The organism is Spirillospora sp. NBC_01491, assembly GCF_036227065.1.
Taxonomy (GTDB): Bacteria; Actinomycetota; Actinomycetes; order Streptosporangiales; family Streptosporangiaceae; genus Spirillospora; species Spirillospora xylanilytica.
The window spans coordinates 3,825,715-3,838,588 of the sequence record NZ_CP109432.1 but is presented as its reverse complement, the minus strand read 5'-3'; the positions used below and the strand labels follow the sequence as shown (position 1 = coordinate 3,838,588).

10 protein-coding genes are annotated in these 12,874 nt (G+C 74.1%); 3 read left to right on the top strand and 7 right to left on the bottom strand.

What is annotated here, in order from left to right; translation table 11 throughout:
- Nucleotides 1-37: 37 nt before the first annotated feature.
- From OHA34_RS17870 to OHA34_RS17860, 3 genes are all read left to right on the top strand, one after another.
- Nucleotides 38-2,080, top strand: a complete 2,043-nt coding sequence (locus OHA34_RS17870) for a serine/threonine-protein kinase (protein ID WP_329522264.1) — start codon at nt 38-40, stop codon at nt 2,078-2,080.
- Nucleotides 2,081-2,168: 88 nt separating this feature from the next.
- On the top strand, nt 2,169-3,917 hold the full coding sequence (locus tag OHA34_RS17865) for a serine/threonine-protein kinase (protein ID WP_285942316.1): 1,749 nt from the start codon (nt 2,169-2,171) through the stop codon (nt 3,915-3,917).
- A 103-nt stretch (nt 3,918-4,020) separates the two neighbouring features.
- Entirely contained in the window at nt 4,021-5,499 is a 1,479-nt protein-coding gene (locus OHA34_RS17860; protein ID WP_329522263.1) for a serine/threonine-protein kinase, read from the top strand.
- On the opposite strand, the gene OHA34_RS17855 is transcribed toward OHA34_RS17860, so the two are convergent.
- From OHA34_RS17855 to OHA34_RS17825, 7 genes are all read right to left on the bottom strand, one after another.
- Nucleotides 5,486-6,472, bottom strand: a complete 987-nt coding sequence (locus OHA34_RS17855) for a DUF6114 domain-containing protein (protein WP_329522262.1) — start codon at nt 6,470-6,472, stop codon at nt 5,486-5,488. The genes OHA34_RS17860 and OHA34_RS17855 overlap by 14 nt on opposite strands.
- 22 nt (nt 6,473-6,494) lie before the next feature.
- The gene (locus tag OHA34_RS17850) at nt 6,495-7,106 is read right to left on the bottom strand and encodes a DUF6230 family protein (protein ID WP_329522261.1); all 612 of its coding nucleotides are present in this window, start codon (nt 7,104-7,106) and stop codon (nt 6,495-6,497) included.
- A 311-nt stretch (nt 7,107-7,417) separates the two neighbouring features.
- Nucleotides 7,418-8,020, bottom strand: coding sequence for a response regulator (locus OHA34_RS17845; RefSeq protein ID WP_285942312.1), 603 nt, complete (start codon nt 8,018-8,020; stop codon nt 7,418-7,420).
- Between the two features lie 92 nt (nt 8,021-8,112).
- Nucleotides 8,113-8,778 (bottom strand): response regulator transcription factor, encoded by a 666-nt coding sequence (locus OHA34_RS17840; protein ID WP_329522260.1) that lies wholly within the window; start codon nt 8,776-8,778, stop codon nt 8,113-8,115.
- Nucleotides 8,775-10,127: a sensor histidine kinase gene (locus OHA34_RS17835; RefSeq protein ID WP_329522259.1), complete on the bottom strand. Its 1,353-nt coding sequence runs from the start codon at nt 10,125-10,127 to the stop codon at nt 8,775-8,777. Before OHA34_RS17835 ends, OHA34_RS17840 begins: the two co-directional genes overlap by 4 nt.
- Nucleotides 10,128-10,207: 80 nt before the next feature.
- A complete protein-coding gene (locus OHA34_RS17830; RefSeq protein WP_329522258.1) occupies nt 10,208-11,524 on the bottom strand; it encodes a hypothetical protein in 1,317 nt (438 codons plus the stop codon).
- A 1-nt stretch (nt 11,525) separates the two neighbouring features.
- The gene (locus OHA34_RS17825) at nt 11,526-12,680 is read right to left on the bottom strand and encodes an alpha/beta hydrolase (RefSeq protein ID WP_285942308.1); all 1,155 of its coding nucleotides are present in this window, start codon (nt 12,678-12,680) and stop codon (nt 11,526-11,528) included.
- Nucleotides 12,681-12,874: the final 194 nt, after the last annotated feature.

The following is a 12,874-nucleotide window of genomic DNA, read 5'->3' as shown; positions in this document are numbered from 1 at the left end:
TCCAAGATTGTCAGCAAAAATGGATATGGTCGCGGATATGCCGAATGAGACCTCCGGCGAGCGCTTGCTCGCTCGCCGCTACCGACTGGTGACCCAGGTCGGCCGTGGTGGCATGGGCACGGTCTGGCAGGCTCACGATGAGGTCCTCGGACGCGACGTGGCGGTGAAAGAGGTCATCCTGCCGCATGGTCTCACCGATGAGGAACGGGCCGTCCAGTACAAGCGGACGTTCCGGGAGGCGCGCACCGCCGCGCGGCTCGGCCACCCCGGCGTCGTCACCGTGTACGACGTCGTGGAGGAGGACGGCCGGCCCTGGATCATCATGGAGCTCATCCGGGCCCGGTCGCTGGACCAGGTGATCAAGCAGGAGGGCCCGCTGGAGATCCGGCGGGCCGCCGACATCGGCCGGCAGATGCTCGCCGCGCTGCACGCCGCGCACGACGCCGGCGTGCTGCACCGCGACGTCAAGCCGAGCAACGTGCTGGTCACCCGGGGCGACCGCGCCGTGCTCACCGACTTCGGCATCGCCACCGCCTCCGGCGACGCGACGCTGACCCAGACCGGACTGGTGATGGGCTCGCCCGCCTACATCGCCCCCGAGCGGGCCCGCGGGCGCACCGCCGGGCCCGCCTCCGACCTGTGGTCGCTCGGCGTCACGCTGTTCGCGATGGTGCACGGCAGGTCGCCGTTCGAGCGGGCCGAGCCGATGGCCGCGCTGGTCGCGGTGATCTCCGAGGATCCCGACCCGCCGGAGAAGGCCGGCCGGCTCGCCCCGGTCATCGAGGGGCTGCTGGCCAAGAACCCCGACCACCGGATGGAGGCCATCCAGGCCGGGGCGCTGCTCGACGAGATCGTCCGGCACGAGAGCGTCGACACCCAGCGCACGCTGGCGGTCGAGGTCTCGCTGGAGCAGCTCATGGGCCAGGCGTCCCCTGGCGCGGGGGCGCCGCCCGCCGAGCAGGAGCGTCCGGCCAAGCGGCTCCGCCCCGCCCGCAGGGAGCGGCCGAAGGACCAGCCCCAGGCCCAGGGGCCGCCGCCCGCGGCCAAGGAGCCGACCCAGTCGACCGAACCGCACAGCGCGGTCGACGAGGAGGCCGAAGAGGCGGAGGCGGCGTACGCCAAGGAGAACCCGCCGCCGTCCGCGCAGCCGCGGCCCAAGCCGCAGCCCAAGCCACGGCCGCAGCCCGAGCCGCAGCCACAGCCACGGTCGCGGCCGGAGCCTCCGCCCCCGGCGGCCCCGGCGCCCGCACCCGATCCCACCGACGGCCGCACCCGGTCCGTCCCCACGCTCGGCGACACGGCGTCGGTCGCACCCGGCCCCGCCCGCGCGCCGTCGTGGAGTCCCGGCCCGGCCACCGGGCCCACGGGCCACCAGGACCCGCCCGCCACCGGCCCGGCGGGCCATCCCGCGCTGGCCCGCAACCGCAACGCGCTGCTCGTCGCCGTCGCGGTGGTGATCCTCCTCGTGGTCGTCGCGGCGGTCGCCTGGGCCAACTCCGGCGGCGGCGGGGCCGAGAAGAAGGACCCGCCCGTCGGACAGAAGGCGTCCAGTGCGCCGCCGCCCTCGTCGTCGTCGCCGCCCGCGACGCCGACGCAGACCGTCTCGTCGAGCCCCGGGCTGCCCGCCGGCTTCCACATGCACAAGGACCGCACCGGCTACTGGGTGCCGATCCCGGACGGGTGGAGCGCGCCCAAGCGCAAGGACGGCGGCGACTTCTTCTACTCGCCCGACGAGAGCTCCTACATCCAGATCGGGCAGACCTCCACGCCCGGTGCGAGCGCGCTCCGCGACTGGGAGCAGCAGGAGAACGGCGGCCGGGCCTTCCGCGGCTACAAGCTGGTCAAGATGGCCAAGACCGGCGACCAGCCGCCCGTCCCCGACACCAAGGACGGTGCGAAGTCGGCCGACTGGGAGTTCACCCACACCACGTCCCGGGGCCGCATGCGCATCCTCAACCGGGGCTTCGTGGCGAACGGCCACGGGTACGCCATCCTCCTGTCGGCCCCCAACGGCGGCTGGGACAAGACGTTCACCGATCTCCAGCCCGTCTACCGCTTCTTCAAGCCCGCGGGCGCCTGAGCGCGCCCGAGCCGGCCTCCGTCCCCACGACGACCGCGGAGGGGGACGTATGGCGAACCGCTGGACGCGGTCGGTAGGGTCGCCACTCATGGCGGACGGGGAACAGACGGGGCAGGGGGACGGCCGGCTTCTCGCGGGGCGCTACCGACTGCTGACCGTGGTCGGAAGCGGCGGCATGGGCACGGTGTGGCGCGCGCGGGACGAGATGCTCGATCGCGAGGTCGCGGTCAAGGAGGTCGTCCTGCACCGCGCGCTGAGCGACGACGAGCGCGAGACGCGGCACCTGCGCACGCTGCGCGAGGCGCGGGCGTCGGCGCGGCTGAACCATCCGGGCGTGGTGACCGTGCACGACGTCGTCGACGAGGACGACCGGCCGTGGATCGTGATGGAGCTGGTCCAGGCCCGCTCCCTCCAGGAGATCCTCGACGAGGACGGGCCGCAGCGGCCCGGACGGGTCGCGACGATCGGGCGGCAGGTCGTGGCGGCGCTGCGGGCCGCGCACGCGATCGGCATCCTGCACCGCGACGTCAAGCCCGCCAACGTGCTCATCGCCGCCGACGACCGCGCGGTGCTCACCGACTTCGGCATCGCGCAGATGGCGGGCGACGCGACCCTGACGCACGCCGGGCTGCTGGTGGGCTCGCCCGCCTACATGTCGCCCGAGCGGGTCCGGGGCGACAAGGCGACGCCCTCGTCCGACCTGTGGGCCCTCGGCGCGACGCTGTACGCGGCGTGCGAGGGCAAGGCGCCGCACCACCGCTCCGATCCGATGGCCGTGCTCGCCGCGGCGATGACCCAGGAGCCGCCCCCGCCGCGCAACGCGGGGCCGCTGGCGCCGGTGCTGATGGGGCTGCTGGACCGGGACCCCGTCCAGCGCATGGGCGCCGCGCGGGCCGAGGAGGCGCTCGCGGGCCTGGCCGCGGGGCACGCCGCGGGCCTGGCGACCGGGGCCACGACCGCCGACCCGTACGCGGGGGCGGGCACGTCGTCGGCCTGGACGGCACCGCCCGCGGAGCCGGTCACGGCCGTTGTGCCGGATCTCACAGCGAACGCGCCGACCGGGACGCACCACAACGAGTCGTCCCCTCACACGCAGTCACCGCAGTCACCCATGCCGTACACGCATCCGGGGTCGCCGTACCCGGCGATGCCGGACGGCGGGGTCCGCCCGGCCAAGCGGCTCCCGCTCGTGCCGGTTCTGGCCGGGGTCCTCGTGACCGCCGCCCTCGTCGCGGGCATCGCCGTCGCCCTGTGGCCGGACGGCGCGTCCGGCGACGGTGCGGGGGGAGCGACGTCGCCGCCCGTGCGGTCCACTGTGACGAAGACCTCCAGCGCCGCGCCGGCCGACCGGAAGACCACCGCGCCCTCGGCCGACGTCCTGCCGCCGGTGCCGCCGGGATCCCACCGGGTGAAGGCGTCGGGCTACACCATCGCGGTCCCGGACGGCTGGACCCGGACGGAGCAGGCGCGCAGCACGGTCTGGATCGACCCCAGGACCAAGGCGTACGTGCAGGTCGACCGCACGCCCTGGACGGGCGAGCCGAGCGACCCGCTCCAGCACTGGATCAACTGGGAGAAGAACGCGGTCGCCGACGGCAACATGCAGGGGTTCCGGCGGCTGTCGGTGACCAGGAGCACCGCGGGCCGGTTCAGGGCCGCCGACATCGAATTCGTCTGGGACCGCAACGGCGGCACCCGCGCCCGCGACCGGGGCGTTTACATCGACCAGGGCCGGGCGTACGCGGTCCTGGTGGCCGTCCCGGCGACCGAGTGGAGCCAATACACCACTACCGTGAAGAATGTCCTCGACACGTTCCGGCCCACGAGCGTGCGATGAACCATGGGACGCGCTGGGACGTCCCTATGACGACAGTTGCCGCAGAGGTGTGCTCGGGGAGTGCCTCTAGGCAGCGCCGCGTGTGACGGGGGACCATTTAGTCATGGGAGAGGCACGTCTTCTCGCCAACCGCTACCGGCTCGACGAGGTGGTCGGCCGCGGCGGCATGGGCACGGTGTGGCGGGCCTACGACGTCATGCTCGACCGCGAGGTGGCGGTCAAGGAGGTCGTGCTGCCGCCGGGCCTGACCGTGTCCGAACGCGACGTGCTCTACGAGCGGACCTTCCGCGAGGCGCGGGCGTCGGCGCGGCTCAGCCATCCGGGCGTGGTGGTGGTGCACGACGTCGTGGAGGAGTCCGACCGGCCCTGGATCGTGATGGAGCTGGTCCTGGCCCGCTCGCTCCAGGACCTGCTGGAGGAGGGCCCGCTCGGCCACCGCCAGGTCGCCGAGATCGGCATGCAGATGCTCGCCGCGCTCGGGCACGCGCATGAGAAGGGGATCCTGCACCGCGACGTCAAGCCGAGCAACGTGCTGATCACCGACGCCGGGCGGGTGGTGCTGACCGACTTCGGCATCGCGCAGGTGGAGGGCGACTCGACCCTCACCCAGACCGGCCTGGTCATGGGGTCGCCCGCCTACATCCCGCCGGAGCGGGCGCAGGGCGAGCGCGCCGTGCCCGCCTCCGACCTGTGGGCGCTCGGCGCGACGCTGTACGCGGCGCTGGAGGGCCACTCGCCATACGAGCGGTCCGACGCGATGTCCTCGCTCCAGGCGGCGCTGACCGAGCCGGTCCCGCCGCCGCGCAACGCGGGCCCGCTGAACCGTGTGCTGATGGGGCTGCTGGCCCGTGAGCCCGTGCACCGCATCACCGGCGCGCAGACCCGCCCGCTGCTCGCCCGGGTCGCTGCGATGCCGCCGCCCCCGCCGCCGATGCCCCCGCAGCCGGTGCCGCCGGTCGCCGAGGACACGGTGATGGACGAGGCGGCCGAGACCGTGATGGACGCGGCCGACCTCGATCCGGTGACGCGGCGCGACCCCGGTCCCGGCGGTTTCGCCGGTGGTGCCGGACGCCCCTCGGGCGAGCCCGAGGTACGGACCATGGTGGAGACCGAGTGGTCCCCGCCGCCGCCCGCGCCGTCCCAGACGCAGCCGCCCCCGGCCCTGGCCAAGACGCAGCCGCCCCCGCAGCAGCGGCCCTCGCAGACCCAGCCGCCGCCCTCGCAGACGCAGCCGCCGCCGTACAGTCCGCCCCCGCGTGTGCCACCTCAGCGCGTCCAGCCGCCCCCGCAGCCGCCGCAGACGCCGCAGACGCCGCAGCCGTGGGAGCAGCCGCAGCAGTTCAGCCAGTGGCAGCAGCCCGTTCGGCCCGACCAGGGCGCGGCGCGTCCCGGCGACCGCGAGCGCCGCAAGACGATCGTGATCGTCACGGTCGCGGTGGTGCTGGTGGTGGCCGCGGTGCTGGCGGGCGCGTTCATCCTGCGCAGCCGGCTCGGCACCGGCGCGATGGGCGCGGGCCCGCCGGCCCCGGCCTGCGCCCGGGGGGACGCCGGAGGGGCCGCGGACACGCTCAGCTGTTGGTGATGTCCAGGCCCGAGATGCTCGCCCCGTCGGCGCGCACCGACGGCTGCTCCGACACCACGTCGGTCATCACCATGGTCGGCAGCGTCAGCGGCGGTGGCTGCTCGGGCGTGAAGATCAGCGGGATGCCGAGCAGCCGCGACGACATCTTCGTGGTGAACATGACGACGTCGCCGTCCAGCGTCAGGTTGCCGGTCCTGAGCCGGGTCGTGGCGGCGCCGCGCCGGGTCGTCTGGTCGACGTCCTTCAGCACGGCCCTGGACATGCTGAACTTCAGCGCGCGGACCGTGCCCCGCGCGGTGGGCAGCTCGGCGACGCCGTCGTAGCTGAGCCCCGACATCGTCAGCGAGCTCGCGCGCAGCGTGGCCGCGTCGGTGAAGATCCGCGTCCAGCCGGCGGGCGCCGACGCCGACGCCGACGCCGACGCCGACGCCGACGCCGATGCCGATGCCGACGGCGCCGGGGTCGGAGCCGGGGTCGCGGCCGGGGTGAACAGGTGCACGCCGAGGACGGCGGGCAGGGCCGCCGGAAGCGCGGCGGCGAGCATCGTGCCGCCGCGCGCCGTCCCGCTCGCTGCGGGCAGCGGAGCGGTGCCGCCGGGCGCTCCCGGGCGCGGACGGCGGACCGTGGCCGGGGACCACGCGAAGCCGAGCGCGCCGCCGAGGATGCCGAGCAGCATCCCCGCGAGGAACCCGCCGAAGTTGGACGTGAGGAAGGACGCCAGCGACAGCAGCACGGCGAGGATCCCGTAGAACCCACGCTGCGCGGGCTGGAACCACATCAGCGCGCCGGCCGCGACGAGCAGCGCGCCGATCAACCAGCTCGCCACGCCGGCCATGCCCTGGTGGATCACCAGCGGCATCGGCGCCAGCGGGATCGCGATCAGCTCGACCCCGCCGAGGACGGCGAACACGCCGCCCCAGAAGGGGCGGGTCCGCCGCCAGCGACGGAATCGGTTCGTCTCGGGGGTGTTCATCGGCCTCACCGGGTCGGGGTGGTCAGAAGCACTCGGCGCCGAGCTTCATGCTGAGGTCGTTCAGCTTGAAGGTGCCGGCGGTGGTGGCCCAGGCGACCTGCCTGACCTTGGTCAGCTCGATCCGGGCCGCCTGCTGGCCGAACATCCCGGCCGGTCCGCGCGCGCCGTCCGGGCCGCGGTTCAGCGTGCTGGCATCGCGGCCGATCTCGATGCCGGTGAACGTGGCGTCGGCGTCGAGCTGCTCGACGTCCAGCACCAGGTCGGACGCCTCGACGGGCTTGGCGCCGGTACCCGCGGTGAGCCGCAGGGTGAGCGGGCCCACCTTCATGGACTGGCACATGTTGCGGATCTGCGCCGACTTGATGCCGGAGATCTGCACCGGGTGCTTGGCGCCGTCCTTGCCGGTGTCGACGCCGCCGTACTGCACGAAGCCCTGCCCGTTGAGCGAGTCGGCGCTCACCTTGAAGCTGCTGCCGGAGACGGCGAAGGACGAGGCGAGCGAGCCCTGCGCGGTCATGAACAGCAGCGCGCCGGCACCGAGCGCGGCGGGTGCGGCGATGGCGGCGAAACGCCTCCAGCGGACCCGGCCGACGGCGGCCTCGGTGCTCTCGGCGGAGCCGGCGGAGTCGGTCATGTGCACTCCCTGGGGGGACGGTGTGGGGGACGCGTCCGCGCAAAAACGGACACTCGTGACGCCGCTCACTTGCGTGACGATGAGTGCAAGTTACCCCCAAGTACTTACTTCTAACAACCCCATAGAAAGGCCCATGGATCGGATCTTGTGTCACTGACCTGCGAATCCATGTGAAGGCCGGATTTTGGGATGGTTGAAAATTGGATACAGAGAGTCACTATAGGGAGTCGTCGAGCCCGGCGCGAAGAGGCGGGCGGAACACTGTCGGGGCGCGAACGGAACGCGGTGGGGACGCGGCCGGGCGCCCGGGGTCAGCTCCCCGCGGAGAGGGCGTTCAGCGCGAGCCGCAGCTCGGCGACGTGCTCGCGGAGATCCTCGGGGTCGGACCCGGACCCCAGCAGCGTGACGTCGTGCTCGACCCGGGCGACCCGCTCGTCGAGCGACTTCAACAGCCGGGCGAGGCCGGGCCCGTCGCCCTCCTCGCCGAGCGTCCGGCGCAGCAGCTCGGCCTGCCGGCTCAACCGCGCGGTGCGCCGGTGCAGCTCGACGAACACCGCGACCTTGGCGCGCAGCAGCCACGGGTCGAACGGCTTGGTCAGGTAGTCGACCGCGCCCGCCGCGTAGCCGCGGTAGGCGTCCTGCCCGGCCTCGCCCGCCGCGGTGAGGAAGATGATCGGGATGTCCCGGGTGCGCGGTCGGCTCTTGATGTGCTCCGCGGTCTCGAAGCCGTCCATCTCGGGCATCACGACGTCGAGCAGGATCAGCGCGAAGTCGTCGCTCAGCAGCTCGCGCAGCGCGTCCCGGCCCGAGGAGACCGGCACGACCTGCACCGGCAGCGCGTCGAGCACCGCGGTGAGCGCGACCAGGTTCTCCGAACGGTCGTCGACGGCCAGGATCCTCGTGGTGGTGGGCACCGGACTCCTCCGCCCGTCGGTGACGGCGTGCTCGCACCAGCCTGTCACGTTCGCGCGGACGACGACAGCCGATCGGTGCAGAGTGCCGCTTTCTAGGGCAGCCAGCCCGGCTTCACCAGGCCCGACTCGTAGGCGAACACCACCAGTTGGGCGCGGTCGCGCGCGGAGAGCTTGACCATGGTGCGGCTGACGTGGGTCTTGGCGGTCGCCGGGCTGACCACCAGCCGGGCGGCGATCTCCTCGTTGCTCAGCCCCTCGCCGACCAGCGCCATCACCTCGCGCTCGCGATCGGTGAGGGCGTTCAGCCGGGTCGAGGGGGCCGGGGCCTTGGCCCGCGCGGCGAACTCGGCGATCAGCCGCCGGGTCACGCTCGGCGACAGCAGCGCGTCGCCCGCCGCGACCGACCGGACCGCGTGGATCAGCTCCACCGGCTCGGTGTCCTTGACCAGGAACCCGCTCGCCCCGCCGCGCAGCGCCTCGAACACGTACTCGTCGAGCTCGAAGGTGGTCAGGATGACGATCCGGACCCCGTCCAGGCGCTCGTCGGAGGCGATCCGGCGGGTGGCCTCCAGGCCGTCGGTGCCCGGCATCCGGATGTCCATCAGGATCACGTCCGGGCGGAGCCGCCGGGCCTGCGCGACCGCCTCCTCGCCGTCGCCCGCCTCGCCGACCACCTCGATGTCGGCCTGGGCGTCCAGCAGCGCGCGGAACCCGGCGCGGACCAGGATCTGGTCGTCGGCGAGCAGCACCTTGATCACTCGGCACCTCCCGGGCGCGGCGGGGACGGGTCCGCGGCGGACGGGTCCGCGGTCGGAGCGAGGCTACCGGGTCCGGGCGCGCCGTCCACGGGCAGCGTCGCGGTGACGCGGAACCCGCCGCCCCGCCGCGGCCCGGCCTCGAACGTGCCGCCGAGCGCCGCGGCGCGCTCGCGCATGCCGCGGATCCCGCTGCCGCCGGGACGGTCGTCCAGCAGCGCGACGCCCCGGCCGTCGTCCTCGACCAGCACGGTGATCTCGTCGGCGCCGTAGGCGACCACGACCCGCACCGTCACCGGGCCCGCGCCGGAGTGCCTGGTGACGTTGGTGAGCGACTCCTGGACGATGCGGAACGCGGCCAGGTCGGTCGCGGCGTGCAGGGGCCGCCGGTCGCCGGTGACCTCGGCGTCCACCCGCAGGCCCGCCGAGCGGGCGCGGGCGAGCAGGTCCTCCAGCCGGTCCAGCCCGGCGGTGGGGGAGCGCGGGGCGCTCTCGCCCTGCGCGCGCAGCGCCCCGATCACCGACCGCATCTCGCTGAGCGCCTCCTTGCTGGCCTCCTTGATGGCGGCCAGCGCGGTCCGCGCCTGCCCGGGGTCGTCGTCGATGAGGTGCAGCGCCACCCCGGCCTGCACGTTGATCATCGAGATGTTGTGCGCCAGCACGTCGTGCAGTTCGCGGGCCATCCGCAGCCGCTCCTCGCTGGCCTGCCGCCGGTCCTCCTCGGCCCGGGACCGGGCCGACGCCTCGGCCTTCTGCCGGCGCATCCGGACCAGCTCGGCGGTGACCAGCCCGACCAGCGCCCAGCCGATCACGATCGAGGTGCCGCCGACCGTCGGCTCGTCCACCGGGAAGGGGCCGCCGCCCCGGCCGCGCTCGTCCCACGGCACCCCGATCACCGCGGTGAGGGCGAAGTAGGCGGCGAGGGCGCCGCTCGTGCAGGCCCAGGCGAACAGCCGGTGCCCGGCGTTGACCGCCGACATCAGCGCCAGGAGCGCGGCGAACGGAGCCGGCCCGTACGGGTAGGCGCGCAGGAAGTACAGCGCGGTGAGCGCGCCCACCGCCACCAGCGTGAACCTCGGATGCCGGCGGCGCAGCAGGAGCAGCGCCGGGCCGACGAGCAGCACCGCGAAGGCCGGCGGGTCGAGCGGGGTGAAGCCGTAGTCGTGCGACGGGTGCGGCCGGCCGGCCGGATCGCGCCACCCGCCCCGGCCGGGCCCGCCGCCGCTTTCCGCGCCGATCGAACCCATCACCTGGATGACCGCGATGAGCGCCGGAAGCACCCAGACGGGCCACGCGGTGGGACGGGCCCAGCGCGGTGCCCCGACGTGTGCGGACGGCGGCGGAGTGCTCATTCCAGCACGTTAGGACACCGGCGGCCGGCCCGGCGTCGGCCGCCGGGAGCGTCCGCCCGTACTCCCCGGGAGGTACCGGGTCATTCGCCGCGGAGACGGGCGCTCAGCCACCCGAGGACGGAGGGGAGGTGGCCGCGCCACTGCCCGAGCGTGCCGGGCTCGCCGTCGACCAGCGACACCTCGGCGCGCGCCGGCGGCTTGGCGAGCGACGCGAACCGCGCCGCGGTCGCCGCCTCCCCGCCGTCCCGTCCGGTCGCGATCAGGAGCGACACCGGCGGGGGCGGGAGGTGTTCGAGCCGCCACAGCAGGTCGTTGTCCTGCCGGTACACGGAGCTGCCGCCGTAGGGGTCGGGCTGGGCGGTCCCGGGCGCGGTGGGCGGCGCGCCGAGGGCGCCGTCGATGCTCGCACCCGCGGCGAAGCGGTCGGAGTGCAGCATCGCGAACCGCGTGCCGCACTGGCCGCTGGTGCCGAACCCGGCCACGCCCCACCCCTGGCGCACGCGCGGCAGGCGGTAGGTGCTCAGCAGCGCGACGGGCAGATCCTGGGTGTAGAACGTCTCGGCCTGCCCGCCGGCGCGTCCGGGCAGATCGACGCACACCGACGGGCGCACGCCGGTCTTCCCGTCACGGGTCTTCCCGTCACGGGTCTTCCCCTCACCAGCCTTCACCGTCTTCCCCAGACCGGCCGCCATGCCCTTGACGACCCTGCGGTGCGCACCGGGGCCGGGTGGCGCGGACGGTCCTGACGGCGCCGGTGCCGGCGGGGCCGGCGACAGCCCGTGCGCTGAGCGGACCATCGCGTAGACCATCGGCTGGGAGCGGCCCGCCGCGACCTCGCGGGCGGCCTCGGCCGGGACGTGCGCCTGTTTGATCCACGCCGTCGGGCCGTCGGACGGCCCGCCCGACAGCAGCATCGCGACGGGGAGCCGCTTGCGCGCGTACTCGGGCTGGAAGTACTGCGGCGGGAGGTAGACGTAGACCACCGAGTCGAGCCCGCTGCGCGGGCCGTGCACCTCCAGCCGGTCGACCCGCCCGTCCTTGGCCGGATCCTGCGGGTGCCCCGCGCGGGACGGGCCGAGGCCGGTGCTGAAGCGGCGCACCTGACCGGACGGGTCGGCCTTCGCGCCATGGCTCGACTGCACCTGCTTCACCTGGACCTTCGCGGTGCCGTCGCCGAGCAGGTCGTCCCAGGTCGCGTAGAAGACGAAGTACTTGTTGGCGGTCAGGACGATCAGTGCCGTCAGGGTCGCCTGGCTCGCCAGCAGCAGTCCGGCGCGCCTCAGCACCGGCCCTCTGCCGGACCCGGCGAACCGCGGCCACAGCAGCATGGCCGCGGCGAAGGCGGCGGTGGCCAGCAGGCCAGTCAGGATGAGCAGGATCGCGCTCGTGGGCTCCATGTCACTCTCCCCGGAGCTGGGCGCTCAGCCATTGGACGGTCGGCGGGATGTACTTGCGGAACGTCTTGAAGTTGTGGCCGCCGGTCGGCAGCAGCACCGTGTCGACCACCAGCGGCGGCCGGGCGGCCCGCATGAACCGCTGGGCCGACGGGAAGGTGTTCTCGCCGACGTCGGCGGACGCCACCAGGATCGACAGCGGCGGCTGCGGCAGGTTCTGGAGCCGCCAGATCAGGTTGCTGCTCCGCCGCAGGGCGGGGCTGCCGTTGTAGAGGTCGCGGGTCGTGGTGTCGAGCAGCGCGTGGAAGTGGCCGGCCATGTTGGCCGCGGCGCTGAACCGGTCGGAGTGCAGCATCGCCAGCTTGGCCGCGCAGTAGCCGCCGGTGGAGTAGCCCGCCACGCCCCAGCCCTTGGCGGAGCGGGGCGTGCGGTAGGTCCCCGCGATCGCCTCGGGGACGTCCTGCGCGAAGAACGTCTCGACCTTGGGGCCGCCGGGCACGTCCGCGCACTCGGTGTCCCAGCCGTCCTTCACGGTCGGCCGCATCATCACGTAGATCATCGGCTGGGCCCGGCCGGCCGCCTGCGCCCGCGCCGCCTCCTCGGGCAGGTGGCCCTTGTCGATCCAGGTGAGCCGGTCGGAGGCGGGGTAGCCGGCGATGAAGAGCGCGACCGGGAACCGGCGCGCGGCGAAGCCCGGCTGGAAGTACTGCGGCGGGAGGTAGACGTAGGACTCGGCGTCGATCCCGGTGCGGACGCCGTGGATCGCCAGGTGCTCGACCTGCCCGTCGCGGGCGGGGTCGGCGTGCCCGGTGCGCCCGGCGGCGCCCGGGTCGAGCTCCGCGGCGACCTTCCGGACGACCTGGCTCGCGACGGCGGCGTTCGGCGGTGCCGGCGGGCGTCGTCCCTGCTCCGTCCGGACCTTCCCGCCGGCGGCGCCGAGCAGGTCGTGCCACGTCCCGTAGAACAGGTAGTAGCCGTTCAGCCCGACGATCAGCGTCAGGATGAGCACGACCTGGCAGCCGATCAGCAGTCCGGCGCGTGCGGCGACGGCGCCCGGTCGGGCGGCGGCGACGCGCGGCCACAGCCGCACCGTCGCCGCCAGGCACCCGAGCGTCGCCAGGCTGAGCAGGGTGAGCAGCTCCCAGCTCGTCAGTTCCATACCGGCCCCCTCCGGGCAGGACGTGCCACGCGCTGGGCATGGCACGACGAATGACTCGGCGGGCGTACGGCCGGGTCGGTGAACGTTCAGAAGGGTCGATGACCTGACAGCCGCGTGCGCCCGACCGGATCGGCCGGGCTGCCTGACGGGGCGTGCCCTGGGCGGCGTCGGGATGCCGTCCGCAGTCATACGTG